Consider the following 26,480-nt stretch of genomic DNA (forward strand, 5'->3'; position numbering starts at 1 on the left):
CGGGTCGGACCCACCGGGCCTACTCCGTGTCGGGCTGACCGGGAATCGAAACCTGCGCGACCGCGATCATCTGGGCAAGTTCGGGATCCGCATTCGGGTCAGCCAAGGCGAACCGTTCGGTCAGGCTGGCTGAAGACAGCTCTACTCCGCTGATGACCTGCGCCCCAGGCGCTGCGGGGCCGTAGGTCTGGCCGCTGACCGCGAAATAGACCGCGCCCGAATTTCCCGTGCGCAAGACAGGCGGCTGTTCCAGCGTCGGCAGGACAAAGCGCTCTCCTGCGTCCATGATTTTCTCCAGCAGCACGGTGCCGTCAGCCGAGGTTACGCGAACCCATGCCGGACGCGCGGCCATCAGCTCCAATCCCGGAGCTTCTGGAGCCAGTGTCCGAACCGCGCTCTCGGGGACATTGTTCTGCGCGGTCTGCAACGGACCGATGACACCGGGCAGCCCGGTCGGGACCTGTGCGACGCCCGCCTGCTGGGCCAACGCATTCTGCGGCAGCGGAATCTGCGCAATCTGGCCGGCCGATGCAATCACGTCCTCGACCGTGGCCGAGCTGTCCAGCAGGCCGGGATCGATCGCGGCGATCGGACCGTCACGCGCAGTCAGAACCGGCGCCTCAAGGATCTGGGGGCGGTACAGACGATCCAACGCCTCTGGCTGCGGCAGGCTTTGCGCGATGTCGTTGCCTTGTGCACCATCGATCACCGGGTCGGACAGACCGGCGCCTTGCGTCGGGTCCAGTTCGGCGACCACCGTCGGCAGATCGTCGCCCGGCGTCAGGGTCACGCGCTGAACCTCTTGCAGGACAGCCCAGCCCCCATACGCCAGACCGCTGATCAGTGCCATCAGGACAACAATCGCACCGATGGCGCGCGGCTCGACCTCGGCCAGAAAACCACGTTCCTGAGGGATGAACAGCGCGCGCGGATTGGCCAGCGCCTCGACCGGGTCGGACGGACGGCGGGCCGGCTTGGGTCCCGCGGCAGCAGGGGCCATGCCATGCGTCGGCTGAAAGCCGGACTCCAGGCAGAACCGACGAAACACCCAATCGGGATCCATGCCAAGATAGCGGGCATAGGACCGCACGTATCCAGAAATGAAACTGGGCGTATCAAAGGCAGAGATATCACAGTTCTCGATCGCCGCGACATAAGAGGCACGAATACGCAATTCGCGTTGGACGTCCAAAAGGGACTTGCCCAACGTCGCCCGCTCTCCGCGCATCAGATCGCCCAAACGCGTGTCATCGTCGAGGAACACGGCGGCATCCCCAACCTGCACGAAATCTTCTGCCGGGTCAGGTGCCCGCAGCCTGCTCATCGCCAATGCCCCATTCGCTTGTTAGAGGTCGCCCCGAATCAAAGGCTACCAAAGCTTCTTTAGACAAAGGTTATCACGCACGCGAGAGCAGTTCATCCGTGGATTGCATCATGCGCTCAATTCAGCGCGATTCAGCGCGCAGTGCGACCACAGTGCATCCATTGCGCCGACAAGATGGTCGATCTGCTTTGGATCGTGCACCGGCGACGGCGTAAAGCGCAACCGTTCGGTGCCACGAGGCACGGTGGGAAAGTTGATCGGCTGCACATAGATGCCATAGTCGCGCAGCAGCATGTCCGACAGTGCCTTGCAATGCACCGGGTGACCAACGTGGACGGGCACGATGTGGCTGCCATGATCGATGATCGGCATGCCAAGCGATTTCAGGCGCATTTTCAGAATTCGGGCATGCAGTTGCTGCGCATCACGCAGCTTTTGCCCTTCGGGGGTCTTCAGCAGCGCGATGGACGCGGCCGCACCTGCAGCGACTGCCGGTGGCAGCGATGTCGTGAAGATGAACCCCGGTGCATAGGACCGGATTGCATCGCACATCCGGGCGCTGGCCGCGATATAGCCGCCGAACACCCCGAATGCCTTGCCCAATGTACCGTTGATGATGTCGATCCGTCCCGACAGCGCATCGCGTTCGGAAACACCGCCGCCGCGCGGACCATACATCCCCACCGCGTGCACTTCGTCCAGATAGGTCAAGGCGCCGAATTCGTCGGCAAGATCGCACAACCCTGCAATAGGGCCAAAATCACCATCCATCGAATAGATCGATTCAAATGCGATCAGCTTGGGGGCATCCGGGTCGTCGGCGGCCAACAACTCGCGCAGATGGGCCAGATCGTTGTGACGGAAGATCCGCTTGGCGCTGCCGTTGCGCTTAATTCCCTCGATCATCGATGCGTGGTTCAATTCGTCGGAATAGATGATCATGCCCGGAAACAGCTTGGGCAGCGTCGACAGGGTCGCATCATTGGCGATGTAGGCGCTGGTAAAGACCAGCGCGGCCTCTTTGTCGTGCAGGTCGGCCAGTTCGGCTTCCAGTCGCTTGTGATAAACGGTGGTGCCGCTGATGTTGCGCGTGCCGCCAGACCCTGCACCAGTGGCGTCCAACGCCTCGTGCATTGCGGCCAGAACGGTTGGGTGCTGGCCCATGCCCAGATAATCGTTCCCGCACCAGACGGTGATTTCCTGACGTTCGCCATCGGGACGGTTCCAGACCGCCTGGGGGAAACGACCCTTTGCACGTTCGATATCGATGAAGGTGCGATAGCGACCTTCTTCGTGCAGACGTGCCAGAGCATTGTCCAAGGCGACATCGTATTTCATGGCGGGCGATCCCTTGCATAGCTGGCTGGGTGCGATCATTGTCCGACCGCGCGCTTTTTGCCTTGATAGAGGTCAAGGCCCGAAGAAAACAGGCCGAAAACGTCGCAATTCGACGAAAGGCGCAGGTAAAACCCTTTAACCGACACCGCAAAAGGTAGGAATCATGGGCGAACACGCAAGGTTGCAGGACATCCTGACGCATCTGGACCAAGGGTTGGAGGATGCACTGGCCCGGCTGATGCGGTTCCTGGAGATCCCGTCGATCTCGACCGATCCGGCGCATGTGAATGACGTGCGCAGCGCCGCCGACTGGCTGGCCACCGAGCTGCGGGATCTGGGGTTCGACACCCACATCCATGAAACGCCCGGCCACCCGATGGTCACCGCACGCAGCCCCCGGGGCGATGCGCGCCCGCTGCTGTTTTATGGCCACTACGACGTCCAGCCTGTCGACCCGCTGACCCTGTGGGATCGGCCTCCGTTTGAGCCCGCGATCGAGGATACACCCCAAGGCCGCGTCATCCGCGCCCGCGGTGCTTCAGACGACAAGGGTCAGCTGATGACGTTCGTCGAGGCGTTCCGCGCCTGGAAGGCTGTCCACGGCACCCTGCCCACCGACCTCATCCTGCTGTTCGAGGGAGAAGAGGAGTCCGGTTCTCCGTCGTTGCGGCCGTTCCTGACCGCGCATGCAGACGACCTGCGCGCCGATCTGGCGATGATCTGTGACACCGCGCGATATGCCGACGGGCGGCCTGCCATCACCACGCAGCTGCGCGGACTGGTGGGACAGGAGGTCGTGATTCACGCCGCCGACCGCGACCTGCATTCGGGCAGCTTTGGTGGGCTGGCCGCGAACCCGATCATGATCCTGGCGCAGGCGCTGGTGGCGCTGAAGGACGACACGGGTCGAGTCACGCTGCCCGGCTTTTACGACGGGGTGGCCGACCTGTCGCCGGAACTGGCCCGCGACTGGCAGGCGCTGGACTTTGATGCCGCCGATTATCTGTCGCGGGTCGGGCTGTCCCAGCCCATCGGCGAACAGGGCCGCACCGCGCTGGAGATGGTGTGGAACCAACCCACTGCCGAAATCAACGGCATCGCCGGCGGTTATGCAGGCGACGGGTTCAAGACCGTGCTGCCGGGCATGGCTCGCGCCAAGGTCAGCTTTCGCCTGACCGGCGCCCAGGACCCTCAGGCGGTGCGGGCCGCGTTCCAGGACCATGTCCGCCGCTTTGTGCCCGCCGATTGCAGGGTCGAGTTCCACGACCACGGCGCCAGCCCCGCCAGCGTGATGGACATCAGCGACCCCGCCTTTGGTCAGGCCAAGGACGCGCTGACGCAGGAATGGGGTCAGGAGGCCGCCTATATCGGCGGTGGCGGGTCCATCCCGATCGCGGGCGATTTCAAGGAATTGCTGGGCATGGATTCGATGCTGGTGGGCTTTGCCCGCGATGACGACCGTATCCATTCCCCGAATGAAAAATATGACGTCGAAAGCTTTGCCAAAGGCGCGCGGTCCTGGGCGCGCATCCTGGCGGCCCTGCGCTGACATGAAAAAGGGGGCCAGTCAGGCCCCCTTTTTTCGCTCGAACCGTTTTCAGCCCTGGGTGCTGCAATAGCTCTGGCTGGAGGTCCATGCCGCGATGTCGGCGCGCTTTTTGCTGCTGCGCATGGGTGCCCAATCCCGGGCAACGCCACGCCAGCCGCCGTCGTCGCGGGCGACCGCATTGTCGCGGCCGACCTGCTGCGCGGTGATCTTGACCGCGCAGGCCATGTTGTCGGCGCCGTCGCGGATGTTGCCGGTGCAATCGTAATTGCGCCACGTTGCCGGCGAGATCTGCATCAGGCCGATCCATTGCCCACCACCGCCCGCAGCCTGCGGGTTGAAGGTGCTTTCGTGCCGGGCGACCGCCGACAGCAGGCCCGCCCAGAACGCCTTGCGGCCCGTAGGGGCCAGCTGACGATAATTGGGGCAGAACTCCGCGATGTCATGGGGGACGTTCGACAGCATCGTGACCCCTTCGCGGTCAAGCGCCTCCATCGTGGCGCGGGTCCATTCGTCCGAACCGTTTCGCTCTCCCCACCGCATCGGGGGCACCTGGGTCAGAGCCATCTCTTGTGCCTCGACCGGGGCCTTGGTGGTGCCAGAGGCGGTCGTGGAACAGGCGGCAACCAGGGCCAGGGCGGCAAGGGAAAGCGCGGCGCGCATGAGGACCTCAAAGGGTGGTTTCGTCACCATCCGCCATACCCTGTCGGGAAAATCGTGCAAGATGAAGGATTTGCCTCGGCGGGAACCCGCCGCGCGGTGGACGTCGTATGGTCGGAAATCCGCCGATCGATACAGATCGCATTCGGCAATTCATCAAACTTTATGGAATGCGCCGCCGGATCGACGATTCGCGTGTCACCAGCGGGCGGGGCCGTGACAATGCCGCGGCCTTGCCGTAAAACCGCCGCCAGACCGTTTGCCGCCAAAGAGGCCCGCCATGCTTGACCTGACCTACTCCGCCCCCCAGCCCAAAGTCATCCAAGGTGCGAAAGGTGATTGGGAGTTGGTGATCGGGCTGGAGGTTCACGCCCAGGTCGCATCGAACGCCAAACTTTTCTCCGGCGCCTCGACCCGCTTCGGTTCCGAACCCAACAGCAACGTGGCCTTTGTCGATGCGGCCATGCCGGGCATGCTGCCGGTCATCAACGAATTCTGCGTGTCACAGGCCGTACGCACCGGATTGGGCCTGAAGGCCCAGATCAACCTGCGCAGCGCGTTTGACCGCAAGAACTATTTCTATCCCGACCTGCCGCAGGGCTATCAGATCAGCCAGCTGTACCACCCCATCGTCGGCGAAGGAGAGATCATCGTCGACATGGCCCCCGGCGTCGCCCGCCGGGTCCGGGTGGAACGCATCCACCTGGAGCAGGACGCAGGCAAGTCGATCCACGACATGGACCCGACCATGTCCTTCGTCGACCTGAACCGCACCGGCGTGGCCCTGATGGAGATCGTCAGCCGCCCCGACATCCGCGGCCCCGAAGAGGCCGCCGCCTATGTCGTGAAATTGCGCCAGATCCTGCGCTATCTGGGCACCTGCGACGGCAACATGCAGAACGGCAACCTGCGCGCCGATGTGAACGTCAGCGTCTGCAAACCGGGCGATTACGAGCGGTTCATCGAAACCGGTGATTTCGGGCATCTTGGTACGCGCTGCGAGATCAAGAACATGAACTCGATGCGCTTTATCCAGGCGGCGATCGATTATGAGGCCCGACGCCAGATCGCGATCCTGGAGGATGGCGGCTCGATCGTGCAGGAGACGCGGCTGTATGACCCCGACAAGGGAGAGACCCGGTCGATGCGGTCCAAGGAAGAGGCGCATGATTATCGCTACTTCCCCGATCCCGACCTGCTGCCGCTGGAGATAGAGCAGGCCTGGGTGGACGACATCGCCTCCTCCATGCCCGAACTGCCCGATGAGAAAAAGGCCCGCTTCGTGCGCGACATGGGTCTGTCGGAATATGACGCCGGCGTGCTGACCGGCGAGGTCGAGAACGCGGATTACTTCGAGGCCGTGGCATCGGGTCGTGAGGGCAAGATGGCCGCGAACTGGGTCATCAACGAGCTTTTCGGCCGCCTGAACAAGGAGGGGCTGTCGGTCGCGACCTCGCCAGTGTCGGCGGCGCAGTTGGGCGGCGTGATCGACCTGATCGCGGATGGCGCGATCTCGGGCAAGATCGCCAAGGACCTGTTCGAGATCCTGTGGACCGAAGGCGGCGACCCGGCCCGGATCGTCGAGGACCGCGGCATGAAGCAGGTCACCGACCTTGGCGCGATCGAGGCTGCGGTCGACCAGATCATCGCCGACAACCCCGCCCAGGTCGAAAAGGCCCGTGCCAACCCCAAACTGGCCGGTTGGTTCGTGGGTCAGGTGCTGAAGGCCACCGGCGGCAAGGCGAACCCCGCCGCCGTCAATGAACTGGTCGCACGGAAACTGGCCCTGTGACCCCCACCCCTTTGCGACAGGACGCTGAGATGCGCTTCGAATATTCCGTCATTCCTGCGCCGACCAAGGCTGAAAAGGCCCGCGAGGCCAAGACGCCGACCGACCGTTTCGCGCTGTCGCTGACCGCCGAACTGAACCGCATGTCGGCCGATGGCTGGGAGTACGTGCGCGCCGACGTCCTGCCAAGCGAGGAACGCAGCGGCCTGACCGGGCGCACCACCGTCTATCACAACGTGCTGGTGTTCCGCCGAAAGCAGGGCGCAGACCCCGAAGTCGGCCGCCTGCCCCAGCCCGACGTGCCGGATACCGCCCCCGCAGCCCCCGACGCGATGACCGACCGCCCCTAAGGGTCAGGCCGCTGCGCTGAGGGGTGCGGGGCAAAACGGCACAATCTCGACGCGGTCGCGTTCGAATGTGCAGAAGCTGCCGGGCGGAACCTCGGTCCAGTCGGCCTCGTCGCTTTCCAGCGGTTCGGACACGACAGCCCACCCCTGACGGCTATCCGACCAGCGATGGTACAGCGACGGCGCTTGATCGTCGCTGCTATAGCGCAATGCGTACAGCCGCTCTCCATCCGACAGGGCGCAGGCGGCGCGGACATGCGGGGCACAGCCACGCTGAAGGGCCAGCGCACCCAACAGGCCAAGCGCCCGTTCCATCGCCATCTTGGGGTCCCGATCCAACCCGCACCCCAAGGCGACCAGAAACAACGCTTCGCTGTCGGTCGCACCCTTGCGGTGGGGATAGTACTCATCGGGGATCAGCACGTCGGCATGGCGCCGAAACCCGTCATAGCCCCCGAACTGGCCATTGTGCATGAAGCTCCATCGACCAACGGCAAAGGGGTGGCAGTTGTTGCGGCTGGTCGCTGTTCCCGTCGAGGCGCGCACATGGGCCATGAACAGCCCTGACCGAACCTGCGCCACCAGACTGCGCAGGTTGGGGTCCGACCACGCCGGCATGACGTCGCGGTACAGCCCCGGCTCGGGCCGTTCACCGTACCACGCGATGCCGAACCCATCGGCATTCACAGGCGTATGGCACCGCATCGCGCCCTGGCTCTGCCGGATCAGCGAATGCGCTGGCCGGCTGACGATGTCTTCCAGAAAGATCGGTGCACCCAGATAGGCGGCCCAACGACACATGCCCTGCCCCTTCACGTCTCTTTTGTGACAGGACTAGCACGAAAGTCTGAAGGCTTCACCTATTCCGTGGCGGGCGCGGCCTCTTCCACGATGACAAGATCGCGTTCGCTGGCGTCTTTGGCATGTGCAAGCGCGGCTTGGTATTCGGTGCTGTGATAACAGGCAACAGCTGCGTCAATCGAGGGAAACCGTGCGACCACGTGGCGGGCGCGGTCCGCCCCCTCCAGGACGTGGTATCGGCCGCCACGCGCCAGGAAAACACCGCCATGCGCGGCGATGGCGGGCCCCGCCGCCTTGGCGTACAGACCATAGGCATCTGGGTCCGTCACGGTCACATGGGCAATCCAAAGCGCTGTCATTTGCTGTCCTCGATGATCTTGCGGGCGTCCTGGAACGCCGTTTCCGCGGCCGCCAGAGAGGGCGCGCCCCCCTGTGCCCGGTCCGGGCGGCCGCCACCGCCCTTGCCGCCCAGTGCAGCGGTTGCTGCTTGCACCAGCGCCACGGCACTGATGCGGCCTGTCAGATCGGTCGTGACGCCCGCGGCGACGGTGGCCTTGCCGCCATCCTCGGCCAGCAGCAGCACGGCGCCGCTGCCCAGGGATGCCTTCATCTCGTCGACCAGCGCGCCCAGTTCCTTGCCGCCGACGCCCGCGACCTTGCGGGCGATGAACTTGACGCCCGCGATCTCCTCTGCCTCGTCACCGCCACCCATGGCCAGCTGACGCTTCAACTGCGCGACCTCGTTTGCCAGCGCCTTTCGTTCGTCGGCCAGCGCACGGACGCGGGTCACGACCTCGGCGGACTGCGCCTTGAGGATGCCCGCGATCTCCGCCAGACGGCTGTCCGCGTCGCGCAGGTGGGCCAGCGCCGCCTGCCCGGTCAGCGCTTCGATCCGCCGGACACCCGCGCTCGAGGCCGCATCGCCCAGCAGCACAAACGCCCCGATGTCGCCGGTGCGCGCCACATGAGTGCCGCCGCACAGCTCCAGCGAATAGGTCGCGCCATCCGCGCCCTTGCCGCTGCCGGTCTGCGCGCCCATCGACACGACCCGGACCTCATCGCCATATTTCTCGCCGAACAGCGCCTGCGCGCCCAGTGCGCGCGCATCGTCCGGTGTCATGATGCGCGTGTCGACCGGGCTGTTCTGACGAACATAGCCGTTCACCTCGGCCTCGATCGTCGCCAGCTGCTCGGCCGTCACCGCGTGGTTGTGGCTGAAATCGAACCGCAGGCGGTCGGGCGCGTTCAGGCTGCCCCGCTGCGCGACGTGGTCGCCCAAGGCCGCGCGCAGCGCTTCGTGCAACAGGTGAGTCGCCGAATGGTTCGCCCTGATCGCGGAGCGGCGGCCGTGATCGACCGACAGCTGCGCGCCTTGGCCGCGACTGATCGTGCCCATCGTGACCTCGGCCTGATGGATAAAGACACCGGCAACCTTTTTGGTGTCGGTGACGCGCGCTGCGCCGGTCTCAGTGCGAATCAGGCCGTGGTCACCCACCTGCCCACCGCTTTCGGCATAAAACGGCGACTGGTTCACCACGATGGCAACCTTGGCACCCTCGGCCGCATCCGCGGTCTCGGTGCCGTCGACCACCAGCGCGGTGATCTGGCCTTCTGCCTCCTCGGTGTCATAGCCCAGGAACTCGGTGACGCCATGCTTTTCGGCCAGCTCGAACCAGATGGTGGCGTCGGCGGCCTCGCCGGAACCCGACCACGCCGCGCGGGCCATGCGCTTCTGCTCGGCCATCGCCGCGTCAAAGCCCTCTGTCTGTACCGCGCGACCCTTTTCGCGCAGGGCATCTTGGGTCAGGTCCAACGGAAAGCCGAACGTGTCGTACAGCTTGAACGCCGCCTCACCCGGCAGGTCCGCCCCCTCGGGCAGGCGCGCCAATTCGTCATCCAGCAGGCGCAGACCCCGGTCCAGTGTCTGGCGGAAACGCGTCTCCTCGGACCGCAGCGTCTCCTCGATCATCGCCTGCGCGCGGGTCAGTTCGGGATAGGCCGCGCCCATCTGGCGAACCAGCGCGGGCACCAGCTTGTGCATCACCGGGTCCTGCGCGCCCAGCATGTGGGCATGGCGCATCGCGCGGCGCATGATCCGGCGCAGCACGTAACCGCGCCCTTCGTTCGACGGCATCACCCCGTCCGCGATCAGAAAGCTGGTCGAACGCAGGTGGTCGGCGATCACCCTGTGATGCACCTTCCCCGGACCGTCGGGATCCGCGCTGGTCGCATGCGCCGAGGCCTCGATCAGGGACCGCATCAGGTCGGTGTCATAGTTGTCGTGCTTGCCCTGCAGCAGCGCGCCGATCCGCTCCAGCCCCATGCCGGTGTCGATGGACTGCATGTCCAGCGCGCGCATGGAGCCGTCCTCGAACTGCTCGTTCTGCATGAAGACTAGGTTCCAGATCTCGATGAAGCGGTCGCCATCCTCGTCCGGGCTGCCCGGAGGGCCGCCGGGGATCTTGTCGCCGTGGTCAAAGAAGATCTCGGTACAGGGGCCGCAGGGGCCGGTCGGGCCCATCTGCCAGAAATTGTCGCTGGTCGGGATGCGGATGATCCGGTCGTCGGACAGACCCGCGACCTTTTTCCAGATCTGAACCGCCTCGTCATCGGTGTGATAGACAGTGACCAGCAGCCGGTCCTTGGGGATCGCAAAATCGCGGGTCAGCAATTCCCACGCATGGGCGATCGCCTGATCCTTGAAGTAATCGCCAAAACTGAAGTTGCCCAGCATCTCAAAGAACGTGTGGTGCCGTGCGGTATAGCCCACGTTGTCCAGATCGTTGTGCTTGCCGCCCGCCCGCACGCATTTCTGCGCGCTGGTGGCCCGGTTGTAGTCGCGCGTCTCGACCCCGGTGAACAGGTTCTTGAACTGCACCATGCCGGAATTGGCGAACATCAGCGTGGGGTCGTTGCGCGGGACCAGCGGGCTGCTGTCCACGACCCGGTGGCCGTTCCTTTCGAAATAGCCAAGGAAAGTCGAGCGGATGTCATTCAGACTGGGCATGGCGGGCCTTCATCGCAAAAGTGTCTCCGGCCAAGCCGGGCTGCCGATGGTCTATCGCCCGCCCGCAGTCCTGTCCAGCAACCGCCATGCGAAAAGGCGCAGGGTTTCCCCTGCGCCCGTCCGTCGTAATCGTCGTGGACTCATTCGGTCAATGAGTCGTCTTCGCTGCTGTCCGAGCCTTCACCGACGCCGAACTCCAGACCGTGGCTGGCGCGGATCTTGTCCTCGATGGCAAAGGCCACTTCGGGGCGGTCGCGCAGGAACTGCTTGGCATTCTCGCGGCCCTGCCCGATGCGTTCGTCGCCATAGGAATACCACGCGCCCGATTTCTCTACCACGCCGGCCTTGACGCCAAGGTCGATCAGTTCACCGACCTTGCTGATGCCCTCGCCGTACATGATGTCGAACTCGACCTGCCGGAACGGCGGCGCGACCTTGTTCTTGACCACCTTGACGCGCGTGGCGTTGCCCACGACCTCGTCGCGGTCCTTGACGGCGCCGGTGCGGCGGATGTCCAGACGAACCGAGGCATAAAACTTCAGCGCGTTGCCGCCCGTGGTGGTTTCCGGGTTGCCGAACATGACGCCGATCTTCATGCGGATCTGGTTGATGAAGATCACCATGCAGTTGCTGCGCCCGATGCTGGCGGTCAGCTTGCGCATGGCCTGGCTCATCAGGCGGGCCTGGCTGCCCATCTGCATGTCGCCCATGTCGCCCTCGATCTCGGATTTCGGCGTCAGCGCCGCCACCGAATCGACCACCACCAGACTAACGGCACCCGACCGCACCAGCGTGTCGACGATCTCCAGCGCCTGTTCGCCCGTGTCGGGCTGGCTGATCAGCAGCTCATCCAGGTTCACTCCCAGCTTGCGGGCATAGAGCGGGTCCAGCGCATGTTCGGCGTCGACAAAGGCGCAAACGCCGCCCTTTTTCTGCTCCTCGGCCACGACGTGCAGCGTCAGTGTCGTCTTGCCAGAGCTTTCGGGCCCGAAAATCTCGATGATGCGACCTTTGGGCAGGCCGCCGATGCCAAGCGCGATGTCCAGACCAAGTGAGCCGGTCGAAGTCGACTCGATCTCGGCCACGGGGTTATCCTTGCCAAGCTTCATGATCGAACCCTTGCCGAACTGCCGTTCGATCTGGGCCAGGGCACTGTCCAGCGCCTTCTGTTTATCCGCTGCGCGTTTGTCCGTCATGTCGAAGATGCTCGCCTGTGCCATGTGATCCCCACGTTATTTCACAGCCCTCCGGGCGGGGCAATCAATTCGACCGACCGGATGTTCTTGTCTTGTTCACCACTAGATGCGCCATCCTTAACCAGTTTTCAAGGATGTTGTTGTCGATTGACGATCCGCCTGCATCAACATGGCCCAATGAAGGTTAACAAAGCGTTTACAGCTTTGGATCGGGACAGTATCCAAGCAAATCGAGTGGCCAAAACACGATGGTGGATCATACGCATGCTGATATTCTGGGATCAGAAACTCGTGTTCCTTGCGACACCCAAGGCCGGGTCCACTGCGATCGAAGTGGCACTGGAATCGCTTGCGTCGGCCTCGCTGTTGCGGCCTGCGGCACTCAAGCATACCGACATCGCAGGCTATCGCAAATTCGTCGGTCCTTGGTTGCACGCCCAGTCAGGCCATACATTCACCACCGTCGCATTGATGAGGGAACCCGTTGAATGGCTGCGCAGCTGGTACCGCTTCAAGTTGCGCGATGACGACGATCCGCGTCACGCGATGGACGGTATCAGTTTCGCCGATTTCGCGACACGTTACGCCGACGGTCGGCACCCCGAGATAACCAGCCAACTCGATTTTCTGACTGATGGAAGCCAGTGTGTAGACCGTATCTTCCGCTACGAAGACATCGGCCGGTTTGTCGATTTTCTGGAGGGGCGTCTGGATTGCGCAATCGAGTTGCCGCGCATCAACGTACCGCCCAGTGTCGACGTCCACCTGCCTGAAGCAGCCGAGGCACAATTGCGCCAGGCCATGACCCGCGATCTGCAGCTGTACCGGTCGCTGCAGGATCAGGGCTGAGCGAGCCTTGTATCAGTGCAGCCGGTCGGTATCGATGGGACGCGCCAATTGCATCTCGACCAACTGGGTCAGTTCGGTCAGCGTGAACGGTTTTGCCAGGAATGACGCGTCCGCAATCGGCACCTGCTGGTCGACAAAGATGTCTTCGGTATAACCGGACATGAAGATGACCTTTGCCGCCGGCACCATGCGCCGCCCTTCACGAACCCATGTGGGGCCATCCATCCCGGGCATCACGACGTCGGTGACAAAGATGTCCACCGGCCCGTTCTGGGCCTGCAGCAGGGTCAGTGCGGCCTCGCCCGACCCAGCCTCCAGCACATCGTACCCTTTCAGTTTGAGCGCACGTGCTGCAAAGGCGCGAACCGGGGCTTCGTCTTCGACCAGCAGCACGGTCGCACGGGGGCCGGTCTGCGGCTGCGGCGCCGTGCGCACGACCGGACGTGTCGCAGGGACCGATGCGATCAATGCACGCGCATGGGCGGGGAAATACAGCGAAAAGGTCGTGCCCTCTGCTAGTACGCTGTCGCAGAAAATGAAGCCTCCGGTCTGCTTGACGATGCCGTAAGCCGTCGACAGGCCCAGACCAGTCCCCTCTCCCGTACGCTTGGTCGTAAAGAACGGTTCGAATATTTTTCCCAGATGGTCTGGTGCGATACCACAGCCGTGATCACGCACCAGGATACGGACATAATCGCCCTTTGGCAGGGTGACCTGATCACGTGTCATTGCTTCGGCCAGATGCACGTTTTCAGTGCGAACGGTGATGTCACCGCCGTTCGGCATGGCATCACGCGCGTTGACGACAAGGTTCATGATGACCTGCTCCAGTTGCCGCTTGTCGGCGCGGATGGCGCGCAGCGCCGGATCGTAGGTGATGGTCAGGCCAACCCGCTCGCCCACCAACCGATTAAGCAGGTGGGTGAGGTCGGCAAGTGTGTCGCGCAGGTCCAGCGTCTCCAGCCGCAACGTCTGTTTGCGCGAGAAGGCCAGCAACTGACCGACAAGTGCCGCTGCGCGATTGGCGTTCTGGCTGATCTGGTCCAGATCAGCGTAATCGGGGTCACCCTTGTCACGCTTGAGCATCAGCAGGTCGCAATGTCCGCTGATCGCCGTCAGAAGGTTGTTGAAATCATGCGCGACCCCCCCTGCGAGCTGACCGATGGCCTGCATCTTCTGGCTCTGTACGAATTGCGCCTCCAGCGTCTTAAGCGGGCTGGCATCGGTCAAAACGGCAATCATCCGGCCGGATTCGGCAGGGTCGCATGCCAAGGACAATTGGAAATAGCGATCGCGCATTTCGCCCTGTCGGCTGTCGGGATGGCGCAGGCGCAGCATCTCTGTTCCGTTGGTGGCGCGCCCGGCGCACATGTCGGCCAGCCAGTCCGCCAGCGGGCGTCCCGGTCCTTCCAGCAGTTCGGCCAGATTCTGACCCTCATCCGCCAGCATCCCGTCCAGCAGATGGCGGGCGGCGGCATTTGCACGACAGATGCGGCCATCGGTCGCCAGACGCAGCAGCGCGACGGGGATGGCGTCTAAATCGTCGGCGGGAGAGTGATCGTCCTCCATCGCCAGGGCCAGTTCGAACCCGTCAGGCCGCACCCCGGCGCGGTAAAGCGACCAGATCTGCAGCGGCGCGTCCGGCAGGCAGGACAGGGACAGGATCTCTCCGTCAGGCAGCTCCAGGTCAGCATTGCCAACCCTGAGTGCGCGGGCCGTCAGGTCGGCCAACTGTCCCTGAGCATCGGCGCGCAGGCGCGCGATCAAGGACAGGACGGGGCGACCCGTCAGATCCTCGAAATCGGTCCGGGCGGCATCATTCTGAAACAGCACCAAGCCGCGCGCATCGCACATCCAGATGGGATCGGAGGCCGTCGCGACCTCACCCCGGATCGCGCGGAGGGCCCGCCGCGCCGCAACACCGCGTGCCAGATGGCCCACAGCGACCGCACCGCCCAGCAAATACCAAGCCACGGCCACGGTCGAGACGACCACTGCCGTCGTGCCAGTTGCGGCGCCCGGTTGCACGATCAACGCGCCCGCCCCAACCACCATCGGGGCCAATAACAGAGGCAGAGCGGCCAACGCTCCGCGTGGCAGGCCCGCCTGTTCGTCTAGATGCGCCATGCGAATCGTCCCTTGCTGTGACCGATCCTGGCATCGATAGCGCAATATTGCTTAAGTTTGCGTTAACCGCGTCGCAGCTGTGCCAAATAGAACCCGTCACCGCCTGTCAGCGGCGTCCAAACATGTTCGTCAACACGCTGAAATTGGGGGAATCGGGCCATGAACGCATCGATCTGGCCCCCGTTCTCGGCCGCAAGAAGGGAACAGGTCATATAGGCCAGATGCCCGCCCGGCGCGACCAGGGCCGCCGTCTGGTCAAGGATCCGCGCCTGCAGCGCAACAAGATCATCCAGATGCGCCGCCGTCAGACGCCATTTCGCATCCGGCGTTCGCCGCCACGTGCCCGTCCCGGAGCACGGCACATCGGCCACGACCATGTCGAACAACCCACGTGGCTGTGTCAGGATCTGGACCGGCGTCCCGGCGCGCGCAGCGCGCGCAGGCAGATCGGCCATGCGCGCCGGTGCCACGTCATGCGCAGACACCTGCATGTCGGGCTGGCGCGCCGCCAGCGCCAGCGCCTTGCCACCACCCCCCGCGCAATAGTCCAGCACCCGCAGCCCCGGCGAAAGAGGCAATCGGGCACAGGCGAGTTGCGGCGAGAGATCCTGCAACTCGACCAAGCCGTCCAGATAGGCCGCCGACCGCGCGACCTGTCGATCGCCCGATACGACCCGAAGTGCCGAGGGGGCATCCGGGGCGCCCGCGACCGTGATCCCGTCAGCCGCCAGCACCTGTATGGCCTGCGCGGGCGTTGCGCGCGACGTGTTCACACGCAGCCACACAGGCGCCCGCTGCGTCATCGCGTGCGCCACGGCATCGGCTTGATCTCCAAGGGCAAGCCGCCAAGCCGGGCGCAGCCAGTCAGGCAGATCGTCGGGCAGCGGGTTGGGCGGCACCACGGCGGCCTCTTTGGGTGTCAGTGGTGCGGGTGCGTGACCCTCTCCGGTAAAGATCGCGTCTGGCGTCTGCCCAGAGTGGCGAACATGGCCGATCATCAACCCCCTGCCCGTCAGGCCACCACCAAGAGCCGCAAGGCTGTCGCGCCGACGCAAGGCACCAAAGACCAGATCGCGTATCGCCGCCCGATCGCCTGACCCTGCAAAACGGCTGGAACGCGACCAGCGCAACAGCGCCTGCTCGGCCGGGTTGCCTGCCAGGATCTGATCCAGCACGCCGATCGCGGCGGCAATGCGTGCAGACGGCGTCACGACGCGGCCAGCACAAAGGTGCGGATATGTATCATTCGGTCCTTTGATGCAGAACAGCGCATCAGAAAGATAGCACGAATGACCCGGCACGCAAAAGCGTCATCAGGGAATCTTACCGCAATATCAGATAAACAAAATTTACCTGATACAATAGTCACGCTAATGTCCCTTCATTACGAATCGCCCGCCGTAGAATTGCTTCGCTTAACAATGCGAAGGGGTGACACGCAGCCAGCAAGATGGAGACTATGATGGACGGCAATCCGATGAACAGCGCGGGCAAATGCCCTGTGATGCATGGCAGCCATACGTCGACCGCAGCGTCGAATACCGATTGGTGGCCCAGTGCGCTGAATTTCGACATTCTGCACCAGCATGACCGCAAGACGAACCCGCTCGGTGCCGATTTTGATTATCGCGAGGCGCTGAAGTCGTTGGACGTAGAGGCGTTGAAGAACGACATCCGCGCCCTGATGACCGACAGCCAGGACTGGTGGCCGGCGGACTGGGGAAGCTATGTCGGCATGTTCGCGCGTGTGACCTGGCATGCGGCCGGGTCGTACCGTCTTGGTGACGGACGCGGCGGCGCAGGCACCGGTAACCAGCGTTTCGCACCGCTGAACAGCTGGCCCGACAACAACAACACCGACAAGGGTCGTCGCCTGCTTTGGCCGATCAAGAAGAAATACGGCAACAAGATCAGCTGGGCCGATCTGATCGTGCTGGCAGGGACGATCGCGTATGAGCAGTCGGGCCTGAAGACCTTTGGTTTTGCGTTTGGCCGCGAAGACATCTGGCATCCTGAAAAAGACATCTACTGGGGTGCCGAAAAGGAGTTTCTGGAAGGTTCGGAAAGCCGCTATGCGGATGTGACCAAGCCTGACACGATGGAGAACCCGCTGGCGGCTGTTCAGATGGGCCTGATCTACGTGAACCCGGAAGGCGTGAACGGCCAGCCCGATCCAATGGCCACTGCCCAGCACATCCGCGAGACCTTTGCCCGGATGGCCATGAACGACGAGGAAACCGTCGCCTTGACCGCCGGCGGCCACACGATCGGCAAAAGCCACGGCAACGGCCGCGCAGAAGACATGGGCGCCGAGCCGGAGGGTGCCGCACTGCATGAGCAGGGACTGGGCTGGAACGCACAGGACGGGCGCCGGGGCATCGGCCGCGATCAGATGGTCAGCGGCATCGAAGGTGCGTGGACCACCAATCCCACCAAGTGGGACATGGGTTATTTCGACATGCTGTTCGGCCACGAATGGGAGCTGCGGAAATCGCCCGCCGGCGCCAACCAGTGGGAGCCCGTGTCCATCGCCCCCGAGGACATGCCCGCCGATGTCGAGGATCCGTCGATCAAGACCATGCCGATGATGACCGACGCAGACATGGCAATGAAGGTGGACCCGGTCTATCGCGCGATCTGCGAAAAGTTCATCGCCGACCCCGCCAGTTTCGACGACGCGTTCGCACGTGCGTGGTTCAAGCTGACCCACCGCGACATGGGCCCCAAGGTCCGCTATCTTGGCCCTGACGTGCCGTCCGAGGACCTGATCTGGCAGGATCCGGTTCCCGCCGGCCGCACCGACTATGACGTTGACGGCCTCAAGGCCCGCATCGCCGCAACCGACCTGACCATCGCAGAGATGGTGACGACGGCATGGGACAGCGCGCGCACCTTCCGCGGGTCGGACCTGCGCGGCGGTGCCAACGGCGCCCGCATCCGCCTGGCCCCGCAAAAGGACTGGGCCGGCAACGAGCCCGAGCGTCTGGCCCGTGTCCTGTCCGTCCTGCAGCCCATCGCCGATGAGGCCGGTGTGCCGCTGGCCGACGTGATCGTGCTGGCCGGCAATGTCGGGATCGAGAAGGCCGCGCAGGCCGCAGGCCACAGCGTCACTGTGCCCTTTGCACCGGGCCGCGGCGACGCGACCCCGGAACAGACCGACGCGGCCTCGTTCGACGCGCTGGAGCCGCTGCATGACGGGTTCCGGAACTGGCTTAAGGCCGATTTCGCCGTCAACGCCGAGGAGCTGTTGCTGGACCGTGCGCAATTGCTGGGCCTGACTGCGGCCGAGCTGACCGTTCTGTTGGGCGGGATGCGTGTGATCGGTGCCAACCATGGCGGGTCCAAACTGGGCGTGCTGACCGACCGCGAAGGCGCGCTGACGCAGGATTTCTTTGTCAACCTGACGGACATGGCCAACCGCTGGTCCAAGGCCGAAGGCGACGCCGAGGTCTATGAAATCCGCGACCGCAAGACGGACGCCGTCCGCTGGCAGGCGTCGCGCATCGACGTCACCGTGGGGTCGAACTCGATCCTGCGCAGCTATGCAGAGGTCTATGCCCAGGACGACAATGCGGAGAAGTTCGTCCGTGATTTCGTCGCGGCGTGGGTCAAGGTCATGAACGCCGACCGTTTCGACATCGCGGCCTGATCAAGGGGGGCGCATTCGTGCGCCCCGACCGCCCATGATAAAGGCGGCCCCTTTGCGGGGGCCGCCTTTTTTGCTGTGACGCATCTGTTCAGCTAAGACGATAGTTCGGGCTTTCGCGGGTGATCTGCACGTCGTGGACGTGGCTTTCCTTAAGCCCTGCCCCGGTGATGCGGACGAACTGGCAGTTTGTGCGCATCTCGGGAACGGTGGCGCAACCGGTATAGCCCATCGCGGCACGCAGACCGCCGACCAGCTGGTGCACGACGGCGTTGGCGGTACCCTTGTAGGGAACCTGTCCCTCGATCCCCTCGGGGACCAGCTTGTCGCTGGCGGCGTCCTTCTGGAAATAGCGGTCGGCCGATCCGCGCGCCATGGCGCCCAGGCTGCCCATCCCGCGATAGGACTTGAAGCTGCGGCCCTGATACAGGATCACCTCGCCGGGGCTTTCGTCGGTCCCGGCGATGGCGCTGCCGACCATGGCGCAGCTGGCCCCTGCGGCAATAGCCTTGGCGAAATCGCCGCTGTACTTGATGCCACCGTCGGCGATGATTGGTACGTCGCCCGCGCCGGACACCGCATCCATGATTGCGGTCAGCTGCGGAACGCCCACGCCCGCCACGATCCGTGTGGTGCAGATGGACCCTGGCCCGATACCGACCTTGACCGCATCGGCGCCGGCGCCGATCAGGGCGCGCGTGGCCTCGGCGGTGGCGACGTTGCCGGCGACAACCTGCACGCCCTCGCGGAATGCCTTGACCCGTTCGACGGCACGCGCGACGCCCGCGGAATGGCCATGTGCGGTGTCGATCACGACCATGTCCACGCCCGCCTCGATCAGGGCACAGCTGCGCTCGTAGCCCTCGTCTCCGACGGTCGATGCCGCAGCCACGCGCAGGCGGCCCAGATCATCCTTGCAGGCCTGCGGGTTCAGCACGGCCTTTTCGGTGTCCTTCAGCGTCAGCAGGCCGGTCAGCTTGCCCGACCCGTCGGTGACCAACAGTTTCTCGATCCGGCGCGCCTTCATCAGGCTGATCGCCTCGGCCCGGTCGGCGGGTTCACGCAGGATGGCCAGGTTGTCGGACGACATCATCGCCCGGACCGGGGTGCGCATGTCGCTGGCGAAGCGCATGTCGCGGTTGGTCACGATCCCCAGGACGCGCCCATCCGCATCGACGACCGGAAAGCCGGTGACGTTGAAGCGGTCCTGCAACGCCTTGGCATCGGCCAGGGTCTGGTCGGGCGTCAGGGTGATCGGGTTGTAGACGATCCCGCTCTCGAACCGTTTGACGCGGCGGACCTCATCGGCCTGCTGTTCGGTGGTCAGGTTGCGGTGGATCACGCCCATGCCCCCCGCCTGCGCCATGGCGATGGCCATGCGGCTTTCGGTGACCGTGTCCATGGCGGACGACAGCAGCGGGATGTTCATCCGGATCGACCGGGTGACATGGGTGGTCACGTCAGCGGTCGAAGGAAGCACTGTCGATGCCGCCGGAACCAGAAGAACGTCGTCGAATGTGAGGGCCTCACGAATCTGCATGGGGGGTGTCCTTGCGGCAATCTCGTTTGGCAGTTTCCCCTTTCATGCCCCGCCCTCTTTGTCCAGCCCGCGCGCATGCGTTGCATGGATGACACGGCGAACTGTCGCGGATGACACAGACGTCACGTCAGCGTGTTTGGTGAATTGATCAGTAACATTCTTGCGCTACGGTGGATCCAGAGGGCGGTTCGCCCGACCGAGGGAGGATGACATGAAATTTACAATCACAAGCATGGCCGCGCTGCTTGCAGGAACCGCGCCGTTGCTGGCTGGGGGGATCGAACGCGCGCCGCAATCATTGAACATTCTGTTCGAAGAGGGCAATTACGCCGAGCTTTCTTTCGGCGCCATCGATCCGACGGTCGAAGGGAGCGACATCGCAGGGTTCATGACCGGCGACGTGGCCCAAGGGTACGGCTTCGTGGGGCTATCTTACAAACATCAGTTCACTGACCGGCTGTCGGCCGCAATCATCGTTGAGCAACCGTTTGGGGCGGACATCCTGTACCCCAGCCAAACCGGCTTGCCGGATCCGTCCGCCGATGGCTCGCCTGTGCTGGGCGGTACCCGGGTACAGATCGACTCCACGACCTACACCGCGCTGGCGCGCTACAAAATCGGCAGCAATTTTTCGGTCCACGGCGGGATCCGCGCGTCGACCGCCGATGGCACCGTGCAGTTGAATGGCGTTGGTTATCAGGGCACGGCCGGATACGATCTGAGGATCGACGATGAATGGGGCATGGGTTACGTCCTTGGAGCGGCATACGAGATACCCGATATCGCCGGCAGGGTCTCGTTGACGTACAACTCCCCCATCGAACATGACTTCGAGATGACGGAATCCGGGCCGATCATCCTGGCCGCGACCAGCGGTATCACGGACACCATCTCTGGGACGTACACCGTCAAGACCCCCCGCAGCTGGACGCTGGAAGGCCAGACCGGCATTGCGCAGGACACGCTGGTGTTCGGCTCGATCCGGTGGGTCAAGTGGTCCGAGTTCATCGTAGACAACGCGGTATTCCCGATCGGTCTTCCGACCGGTGGCTCGATCCCGCTGGTGGAGGTCGAGAATACCACGACCTACACCGTCGGCATCGGTCGAAAGTTCAACGACACCTGGTCGGGCTCTGTCTCGTTCCTGTACGAACCCAGTGAGGGCGAAACCGCCTCGCCGCTGGCACCGACGAACGGCCGGAAAGGTGTGACCCTTGCGGCGATCTACACGATGGACAACCTCAAGATAACGACCGGCATCAACTATACAAAGTTGGGCGATGCAGAGTTGGGCATTGGTGAAACCGGGAACAAGACCACGGTGGCACAAATGGACGACAGCGACGCCTTTGGTGTCGGTGTCCGGATAGGATACAGCTTCTAGTGGTCGCCAAGGGCCGGACCGGAACACGTTACCCGGCCCGCCAACCATATCAGCAGAACCCGAGGTCATCTCTGCGTTCCTGATCCTTGATCGGCCCCGTCATCGCGACGGGGCCGATCGCCTGTTCCAGCCCCCTTTCCTCGACGCGGCGTCAAGGATACCAAAGCACGCAATCGAAGAAGGGAACGGCGGATGATCTACCGCGATGCGGATGAATGGCGGTCAACGGCAAGCAAGCGGGTCGTGCTGTTCGGCATGTCCGGGTTGGGCAAGACCTATCTGGCATCGATGCTGCGCGACACCGGCGACTGGTTCCACTACAGCGTCGATTACCGCATCGGCACACGCTACATGGGCGAATACATCGCCGACAACTTCAAGCGCGAGGCGATGAAGGTTCCGTTCCTGCGAGAACTGTTGATGTCGGACAGCGTGCATATCGCCAGCAACATCACCTTTGACAACCTTGCTCCCCTGTCCACCTACCTGGGCAAGCCGGGCAGCCCGTCGCGCGGGGGGCTGCCCTTTGACGACTATTGCCAGCGTCAGGATCAGCATCGCCGGGCGGAAATCGCGTCCCTGCTGGACACCCGCCATTTCATGGACCGCGCCCGCGACATCTATGGCACACCGCATTTCGTCTGCGACAGCGGCGGCTCCATCTGCGAGGTCGTAGACCCTAACGACCCCCACGACCCGGTGCTGCAGGCGCTGGAACGCGACCTGCTGCTGGTGTGGATCAAGGGCAGCGACGCGCATACCGCCGAACTGGTGCGACGTTTCGACCGCGCACCCAAGCCGATGTACTATCAGCCGCAATTTCTGGAACGCGCCTGGATCGCCTATCGCGTCGAAAAGGGGCTGGAGGCCGATCAGGTAAACCCCGACGACTTTATCCGCTGGACCTATGCGCGGGCGTTGGCGCATCGCCAGCCGCGCTATCAGGCGATGGCCCGGCGCGGGGTCACCATCCTGGCCGAGGAGGTGGCGCAGATCCGCACGCCTGCCGATTTCAACGACCTGATCGCGACCGCAATCGCGCGCAAGGATATCTGACATGCCCATCACGCTGAACGAGAGCCTGCCCGCCTATCGCATCCTGTCGCAGGAAGGCGTCATGGTGATATCGCCGGGCCGTGCCGCGACACAGGACATCCGCCCCCTGCGCATCGCGCTGCTGAACCTGATGCCCAAGAAGATCCAGACCGAGAACCAGTTCGCCCGGCTGATCGGCGCAACGCCGCTGCAGATCGATTTCCAGTTGATCCGCATGTCGGACCACGAAAGCCGCAACACCGCAGCGGACCATCTGGAAAGCTTTTATCGCCCGTTCCGCGACGTCGAGGCGTCGGGCGAAAAGTTCGACGGCCTGATCATTACCGGCGCCCCGATCGAGCATCTGCCGTTCGAGGACGTGACCTATTGGGACGAACTGACACGCGTCTTTGCCTGGACACAGACCCATGTGCATTCGACCTTTGGCGTGTGCTGGGGCGGCATGGCGATGGCTGCGCATTTCCACGGATTGCCCAAACACCCGCTGCCCGCCAAGGCGTTCGGCTGCTTTCGGCACACGAACCTGGCCCCCGTTTCCCCCTATCTGCGCGGGTTTTCCGACGAGGTTCTGGTCCCCGTCAGCCGCTGGACAGAGGTGCGGCAGGACGATGTCGATGCCCGTCCGGCCCTGACCACGCTGCTGGCCAGCGCCGAAGTCGGGCCCTGCCTGCTGGCCGATCCGGGGCACCGGGCGCTGTATGTGTTCAATCATTTCGAATATGACAGCACCACGCTGAAGGAAGAGTACGACCGCGACGTAGCGGCAGGCAAGCCGGTCACCCTGCCTGTCAATTACTATCCTGGCGACGATCCGGCGCGGATGCCATCGAACCGCTGGCGCAGTCACGCCCATCTGCTTTACGGTAACTGGATCAACGAGATCTATCAGACGACATGGTACGACATGTCGCGCATTGGAGAGGTTTGAGGACATGGGCGCCGAACTGCCGGACCTGCCGCTGGTCGGCAAGATCACCGACTATCTGAACGACGGCGCCCCCGCGCCCATCCGCAAGGCCGTCGAAAAGGCGTCGTCCAAGGACATTCTGGACCGCGACTATCCCTATCGGGACGTGATGTCCAAGGACGAGTACGAACCGCAGATGGCGGCGTTGCAGACCCAGCTGGTCCGCATGATGCATGACGTGATCGACACCGGCAAACGTCTGGTCGTCCTGTTCGAGGGGCGCGATGCCGCAGGCAAGGGCGGCACCATCGAACGCGTGCGCGAGAACCTGAACCCCCGTTCCGCCAGCATCGTGGCCCTGCCCAAACCCAACGAACGCGAGGCGGGCCAATGGTATTTTCAGCGCTATGTCGACTGGCTGCCGGCCGCCGGAGAGATCGCGTTGTTTGACCGCAGCTGGTACAACCGCGGCGTGGTGGAACGGGTCTTTGGGTTCTCGAACGAAACACAACGGGCGGCATTCTTTCGACAGTTGCCGGGGTTCGAACAGATGCTGGTCGATGACGGGGTCATCCTGGTCAAGCTGTGGCTGAACGTCGGCCGCGCCGAACAGCTGCGCCGATTTCTGGACCGCGAAAAGGATCCTCTGAAACAGTGGAAGCTGAGCGGCATCGACGTGGACGGGCTGGCCCGGTGGGACGAATACACCGCGGCGATCCGTGACACGTTGACGGCGTCCCATTCCCCCATCGCGCCCTGGACGGTAATCCGGTCCGACGACAAGCGCCGTGCGCGGATCGCCGCAATCCAGACCATCCTGGGCGCGGTCGATTACGCGGGCAAGGACGTCGACGCCATCGGAACCTGCGACCCGCTGATCGCAGGAGGACCGGACCTGTTGCAGGACTGATCCCGACATGCGGGTCACGCCGTGCCGAAGCATCCAGCCGGAAGATCCGTTGGAATAGATCTGCGAACCGCCGCGCCCATTCGTGACACGGACGTGCAGAGGTGACCGTGCTGAACCGCCCCGCGGCGGCTTTGGGTGCTGTGGGCATCGGAACGCATGGCGCAGTGGCCAATGTCACCGACAAGGCCATCATGGCCGGGGCGCTGGACCATCCTATGGCCCCACGGACGCGGCATCGTCGTCCGATTGGACTGCGCAAGTGTGGTGTTGGGTGACAATCCAAGGGACAGCGACGACCCGATTGGCTTGTCACCCGCGAACGACCGTGCACAGAACCCTGTCATCGCGCGTATCGCATTCATCACGCCTGCGGATGTTGGCGGGCCAATGCCGACGGCTCTGCCCAACCGAAGATCAGGACAGCTGGCTGGCCACGGTGCCCTTTCCCAAGGCAGGTTGCTGATCCGATTGAATGCCCGGACCTTCCTCTGAGTCATTCAAAACAATCATCTGAACCGAGAGATGACCGGCATCGATGGTGCATTGCGGATGCAGGAGGCATCCGTCGGTCATGTGCACGCGAAACCCTTGCGCGCGCCCGCAGTGCGCCTTAGCGTCGTCGCAAATCAGACAACAGAGAGGCCAGTTTTCATGCGCTTGCTGACCACCACCATCCTGGCTGCGGCGGCCCTGCCCGCCTATGCCGCCGACCCCGACCTGACCGTGTTCGATTGGGCCGGTTTCGAGGAGCCGTCGATCTTTCAGAGCTATATCGACACGCATGGCGACAGCCCGACCTATGCCTTCTACGGCGATGACGACGAGGCGTTCCAGAAGGTCGCGTCGGGGTTCAAGGCTGACGTGATCCACCCCTGCAGCCAGATGGTCGGCAAGTATCGCGATGCCGGCCTGATAGAGCCGTGGGACACGTCGCGCATCCCGAATTTTGACCAGATCGAAGACCGCTTTCTGGACAGCGAGGTGTTCCGCGACGATCAGGGTGTGTGGTTCATCCCTACGGACTGGGGCGCGACGGCCATCGCCTATAACACGGAAACCGTCCCGGCAGAGGACGTGGCCAGCCTGAACGTGTTCACCGACCCGAAATATCAGAACCGCACCTCGCTGCCCGACAGTTCGGACGACGTGTGGGCGCTGGCCTATCTGGCGACCGGCGTGACCGACTGGTCCGAGGTCAGCGACGAACAGTTCGCCGCCGCCGCCGCGTGGCTGCGCGAGGCGCATCTGAACGTCGCCGCCTATTGGGCCGATCCGTCCGAACAGGCACAGCTGATGGCATCGGGCGCGGTCGACGTGGCGTGGTCGTGGAATGACGGCGTCGTCTATCTGCAGGAGGACGACTATCCCGTCGGCTTTCAGCGAGAGGCCGCCGAAGGATCGTCTACCTTCTTTTGCGGCTATGTGAACGCCAAGGGTGGTCCGGGCAGCGAAGACAAGGCCTATGATTTCATCAACGCCTGGCTGGAACCGGCCGCGGCCAAGGCGCTGCTGGACACGATCGGCTATGGCCACACCTCTGCCGAGGCGATGGCGACGATCGCCGACGAACCCGCCGTGGCCGAGGGTCTGGCAGAGATCGAAGCCCCGGTCCTGGCCCAGACGCCGAACGATCCCGAACTGCGTCAGCGCCAGCTGGCCGAGTTCGAAAAGATCAAGGCGGGGTTCTGACGCGACCCAAACGCAGACGGATCAGAGGGCGATCACGATGTGGTCGCCCTTTTGCATGATCGGGACGGCGTCCAGACCACAATCGGCACCCCGGACCGCCGCGCCCGTCGATTTGTCAAAACTGGCGCCATGCGCGGTGCACAATAGCCGTGTGCCGTCCGCCGACAGCAGCGTCGTCCCGCGATAGTCCAGCGGCAGGTACTGATGCGGACAGGCGTTCACGAACGCGCGCAGGACGTTGCCATCCCGCAGCACGATCATCGGAAACGCCCCACGGTTGGTGGTGACGGTCAACGGATGCACGCCGGTGATGTCAGCCGCCGGGCAGACGCGCGTCCCGGGTGCCGGGGCGCTGCTGTAATCG

At 63.8% G+C, this 26,480-nt stretch carries 22 protein-coding genes and 1 pseudogene; 11 read left to right on the forward strand and 12 right to left on the reverse strand.

Annotated features, from left to right (window positions below; all coding sequences use genetic code 11):
• Window positions 1–19: 19 nt before the first annotated feature.
• Window positions 20–1,324 carry a helix-turn-helix domain-containing protein gene (locus ACJJVR_RS15340; RefSeq protein WP_405405845.1) on the reverse strand — a complete coding sequence of 435 codons (1,305 nt, stop codon included), beginning with the start codon at window positions 1,322–1,324 and terminating at the stop codon, window positions 20–22.
• Between the two features lie 108 nt (window positions 1,325–1,432).
• On the reverse strand, window positions 1,433–2,662 hold the full coding sequence (hemA, locus tag ACJJVR_RS15345) for a 5-aminolevulinate synthase (RefSeq protein ID WP_405405846.1): 1,230 nt from the start codon (window positions 2,660–2,662) through the stop codon (window positions 1,433–1,435).
• 163 nt (window positions 2,663–2,825) lie between these two features.
• On the opposite strand from hemA, the gene ACJJVR_RS15350 reads away from it, so the two are divergent.
• The gene (locus ACJJVR_RS15350; protein ID WP_405405847.1) at window positions 2,826–4,211 is read left to right on the forward strand and encodes a M20/M25/M40 family metallo-hydrolase; all 1,386 of its coding nucleotides are present in this window, start codon (window positions 2,826–2,828) and stop codon (window positions 4,209–4,211) included.
• A 48-nt stretch (window positions 4,212–4,259) separates the two neighbouring features.
• Here ACJJVR_RS15350 and ACJJVR_RS15355 read toward each other — a convergent pair whose 3' ends face one another.
• Window positions 4,260–4,901 carry a lytic transglycosylase domain-containing protein gene (locus tag ACJJVR_RS15355; RefSeq protein WP_405405849.1) on the reverse strand — a complete coding sequence of 214 codons (642 nt, stop codon included), beginning with the start codon at window positions 4,899–4,901 and terminating at the stop codon, window positions 4,260–4,262.
• A 247-nt stretch (window positions 4,902–5,148) separates the two neighbouring features.
• Here ACJJVR_RS15355 and gatB point away from each other — a divergent pair, with 247 nt between their 5' ends.
• Window positions 5,149–6,660, forward strand: a complete 1,512-nt coding sequence (gene gatB / locus ACJJVR_RS15360; RefSeq protein ID WP_405405851.1) for an Asp-tRNA(Asn)/Glu-tRNA(Gln) amidotransferase subunit GatB — start codon at window positions 5,149–5,151, stop codon at window positions 6,658–6,660.
• A 29-nt stretch (window positions 6,661–6,689) separates the two neighbouring features.
• On the forward strand, window positions 6,690–7,007 hold the full coding sequence (locus ACJJVR_RS15365) for a DUF4177 domain-containing protein (RefSeq protein ID WP_405405852.1): 318 nt from the start codon (window positions 6,690–6,692) through the stop codon (window positions 7,005–7,007).
• Between the two features lie 3 nt (window positions 7,008–7,010).
• Here the strand turns inward: ACJJVR_RS15365 and ACJJVR_RS15370 are convergent, their stop codons facing one another.
• The 4 genes from ACJJVR_RS15370 to recA all read right to left on the reverse strand — a co-directional run bounded on the left by ACJJVR_RS15370 (window position 7,011) and on the right by recA (window position 12,032).
• Window positions 7,011–7,805: a class II glutamine amidotransferase gene (locus ACJJVR_RS15370; protein WP_405405854.1), complete on the reverse strand. Its 795-nt coding sequence runs from the start codon at window positions 7,803–7,805 to the stop codon at window positions 7,011–7,013.
• 59 nt (window positions 7,806–7,864) lie between these two features.
• Window positions 7,865–8,164 carry a DUF1330 domain-containing protein gene (locus tag ACJJVR_RS15375; protein ID WP_405405856.1) on the reverse strand — a complete coding sequence of 100 codons (300 nt, stop codon included), beginning with the start codon at window positions 8,162–8,164 and terminating at the stop codon, window positions 7,865–7,867.
• The gene (alaS, locus tag ACJJVR_RS15380; protein ID WP_405405858.1) at window positions 8,161–10,812 is read right to left on the reverse strand and encodes an alanine--tRNA ligase; all 2,652 of its coding nucleotides are present in this window, start codon (window positions 10,810–10,812) and stop codon (window positions 8,161–8,163) included. Before alaS ends, ACJJVR_RS15375 begins: the two co-directional genes overlap by 4 nt.
• Window positions 10,813–10,952: 140 nt before the next feature.
• Complete coding sequence (gene recA, locus ACJJVR_RS15385) at window positions 10,953–12,032, reverse strand: recombinase RecA (protein WP_405405860.1); 1,080 nt, start codon at window positions 12,030–12,032, stop codon at window positions 10,953–10,955.
• 123 nt (window positions 12,033–12,155) lie between these two features.
• On the opposite strand from recA, the gene ACJJVR_RS15390 reads away from it, so the two are divergent.
• Entirely contained in the window at window positions 12,156–12,857 is a 702-nt protein-coding gene (locus ACJJVR_RS15390; RefSeq protein WP_405405861.1) for a hypothetical protein, read from the forward strand.
• Between the two features lie 12 nt (window positions 12,858–12,869).
• Here ACJJVR_RS15390 and ACJJVR_RS15395 read toward each other — a convergent pair whose 3' ends face one another.
• Both ACJJVR_RS15395 and ACJJVR_RS15400 read right to left on the reverse strand, forming a co-directional pair.
• Window positions 12,870–14,984 (reverse strand): ATP-binding protein, encoded by a 2,115-nt coding sequence (locus ACJJVR_RS15395; protein ID WP_405405862.1) that lies wholly within the window; start codon window positions 14,982–14,984, stop codon window positions 12,870–12,872.
• Window positions 14,985–15,046: 62 nt separating this feature from the next.
• Entirely contained in the window at window positions 15,047–16,195 is a 1,149-nt protein-coding gene (locus ACJJVR_RS15400; RefSeq protein ID WP_405405864.1) for an RsmB/NOP family class I SAM-dependent RNA methyltransferase, read from the reverse strand.
• 251 nt (window positions 16,196–16,446) lie between these two features.
• Between ACJJVR_RS15400 and katG the strand changes: the two genes are divergently transcribed.
• Entirely contained in the window at window positions 16,447–18,633 is a 2,187-nt protein-coding gene (katG, locus tag ACJJVR_RS15405; protein ID WP_405406470.1) for a catalase/peroxidase HPI, read from the forward strand.
• Between the two features lie 88 nt (window positions 18,634–18,721).
• On the opposite strand, the gene guaB is transcribed toward katG, so the two are convergent.
• The gene (gene guaB, locus ACJJVR_RS15410) at window positions 18,722–20,170 is read right to left on the reverse strand and encodes an IMP dehydrogenase (protein WP_405405866.1); all 1,449 of its coding nucleotides are present in this window, start codon (window positions 20,168–20,170) and stop codon (window positions 18,722–18,724) included.
• Window positions 20,171–20,381: 211 nt separating this feature from the next.
• Here guaB and ACJJVR_RS15415 point away from each other — a divergent pair, with 211 nt between their 5' ends.
• The 5 genes from ACJJVR_RS15415 to ACJJVR_RS15435 all read left to right on the forward strand — a co-directional run bounded on the left by ACJJVR_RS15415 (window position 20,382) and on the right by ACJJVR_RS15435 (window position 24,702).
• Complete coding sequence (locus tag ACJJVR_RS15415; RefSeq protein WP_405405867.1) at window positions 20,382–21,554, forward strand: OmpP1/FadL family transporter; 1,173 nt, start codon at window positions 20,382–20,384, stop codon at window positions 21,552–21,554.
• Window positions 21,555–21,746: 192 nt separating this feature from the next.
• Entirely contained in the window at window positions 21,747–22,610 is an 864-nt protein-coding gene (locus tag ACJJVR_RS15420; protein WP_405405869.1) for an ATPase, read from the forward strand.
• 1 nt (window position 22,611) lies between these two features.
• Window positions 22,612–23,538, forward strand: a complete 927-nt coding sequence (metA, locus tag ACJJVR_RS15425) for a homoserine O-succinyltransferase (protein WP_405405870.1) — start codon at window positions 22,612–22,614, stop codon at window positions 23,536–23,538.
• A gap of 4 nt (window positions 23,539–23,542) precedes the next feature.
• Window positions 23,543–24,427, forward strand: coding sequence for a polyphosphate kinase 2 (ppk2, locus tag ACJJVR_RS15430; RefSeq protein ID WP_405405872.1), 885 nt, complete (start codon window positions 23,543–23,545; stop codon window positions 24,425–24,427).
• 101 nt (window positions 24,428–24,528) lie between these two features.
• On the forward strand, window positions 24,529–24,702 hold the full coding sequence (locus tag ACJJVR_RS15435) for a hypothetical protein (protein WP_405405873.1): 174 nt from the start codon (window positions 24,529–24,531) through the stop codon (window positions 24,700–24,702).
• 139 nt (window positions 24,703–24,841) lie between these two features.
• On the opposite strand, the gene ACJJVR_RS15440 is transcribed toward ACJJVR_RS15435, so the two are convergent.
• The gene (locus tag ACJJVR_RS15440; protein ID WP_405405875.1) at window positions 24,842–25,000 is read right to left on the reverse strand and encodes a hypothetical protein; all 159 of its coding nucleotides are present in this window, start codon (window positions 24,998–25,000) and stop codon (window positions 24,842–24,844) included.
• Window positions 25,001–25,078: 78 nt separating this feature from the next.
• Here ACJJVR_RS15440 and ACJJVR_RS15445 point away from each other — a divergent pair, with 78 nt between their 5' ends.
• Window positions 25,079–26,116: an ABC transporter substrate-binding protein gene (locus ACJJVR_RS15445; RefSeq protein WP_405405877.1), complete on the forward strand. Its 1,038-nt coding sequence runs from the start codon at window positions 25,079–25,081 to the stop codon at window positions 26,114–26,116.
• Window positions 26,117–26,137: 21 nt separating this feature from the next.
• Here ACJJVR_RS15445 and ACJJVR_RS15450 read toward each other — a convergent pair.
• A pseudogene (locus ACJJVR_RS15450) lies at window positions 26,138–26,434 on the reverse strand (Rieske (2Fe-2S) protein); the annotation flags it as partial.
• Window positions 26,435–26,480: the final 46 nt, after the last annotated feature.

The sequence above is a fragment of the Paracoccus sp. Ld10 genome, from assembly GCF_045064235.1.
GTDB lineage: Bacteria > Pseudomonadota > Alphaproteobacteria > Rhodobacterales > Rhodobacteraceae > Paracoccus.

What these genes read in the sequence shown, in the direction of transcription:
- ACJJVR_RS15340 (WP_405405845.1), bottom strand. Translation starts at nt 1,324, where the DNA reads ATGAGCAGGCTGCGGGCACCTGACCCGGCAGAAGATTTCGTGCAGGTT.
- hemA (WP_405405846.1), bottom strand. Translation starts at nt 2,662, where the DNA reads ATGAAATACGATGTCGCCTTGGACAATGCTCTGGCACGTCTGCACGAA.
- ACJJVR_RS15350 (WP_405405847.1), top strand. Translation starts at nt 2,826, where the DNA reads ATGGGCGAACACGCAAGGTTGCAGGACATCCTGACGCATCTGGACCAA.
- ACJJVR_RS15355 (WP_405405849.1), bottom strand. Translation starts at nt 4,901, where the DNA reads ATGGTGACGAAACCACCCTTTGAGGTCCTCATGCGCGCCGCGCTTTCC.
- gatB (WP_405405851.1), top strand. Translation starts at nt 5,149, where the DNA reads ATGCTTGACCTGACCTACTCCGCCCCCCAGCCCAAAGTCATCCAAGGT.
- ACJJVR_RS15365 (WP_405405852.1), top strand. Translation starts at nt 6,690, where the DNA reads ATGCGCTTCGAATATTCCGTCATTCCTGCGCCGACCAAGGCTGAAAAG.
- ACJJVR_RS15370 (WP_405405854.1), bottom strand. Translation starts at nt 7,805, where the DNA reads ATGTGTCGTTGGGCCGCCTATCTGGGTGCACCGATCTTTCTGGAAGAC.
- ACJJVR_RS15375 (WP_405405856.1), bottom strand. Translation starts at nt 8,164, where the DNA reads ATGACAGCGCTTTGGATTGCCCATGTGACCGTGACGGACCCAGATGCC.
- alaS (WP_405405858.1), bottom strand. Translation starts at nt 10,812, where the DNA reads ATGCCCAGTCTGAATGACATCCGCTCGACTTTCCTTGGCTATTTCGAA.
- recA (WP_405405860.1), bottom strand. Translation starts at nt 12,032, where the DNA reads ATGGCACAGGCGAGCATCTTCGACATGACGGACAAACGCGCAGCGGAT.
- ACJJVR_RS15395 (WP_405405862.1), bottom strand. Translation starts at nt 14,984, where the DNA reads ATGGCGCATCTAGACGAACAGGCGGGCCTGCCACGCGGAGCGTTGGCC.
- katG (WP_405406470.1), top strand. Translation starts at nt 16,447, where the DNA reads ATGGACGGCAATCCGATGAACAGCGCGGGCAAATGCCCTGTGATGCAT.
- guaB (WP_405405866.1), bottom strand. Translation starts at nt 20,170, where the DNA reads ATGCAGATTCGTGAGGCCCTCACATTCGACGACGTTCTTCTGGTTCCG.
- ACJJVR_RS15415 (WP_405405867.1), top strand. Translation starts at nt 20,382, where the DNA reads ATGAAATTTACAATCACAAGCATGGCCGCGCTGCTTGCAGGAACCGCG.
- ACJJVR_RS15420 (WP_405405869.1), top strand. Translation starts at nt 21,747, where the DNA reads ATGATCTACCGCGATGCGGATGAATGGCGGTCAACGGCAAGCAAGCGG.
- metA (WP_405405870.1), top strand. Translation starts at nt 22,612, where the DNA reads ATGCCCATCACGCTGAACGAGAGCCTGCCCGCCTATCGCATCCTGTCG.
- ppk2 (WP_405405872.1), top strand. Translation starts at nt 23,543, where the DNA reads ATGGGCGCCGAACTGCCGGACCTGCCGCTGGTCGGCAAGATCACCGAC.
- ACJJVR_RS15440 (WP_405405875.1), bottom strand. Translation starts at nt 25,000, where the DNA reads ATGACCGACGGATGCCTCCTGCATCCGCAATGCACCATCGATGCCGGT.
- ACJJVR_RS15445 (WP_405405877.1), top strand. Translation starts at nt 25,079, where the DNA reads ATGCGCTTGCTGACCACCACCATCCTGGCTGCGGCGGCCCTGCCCGCC.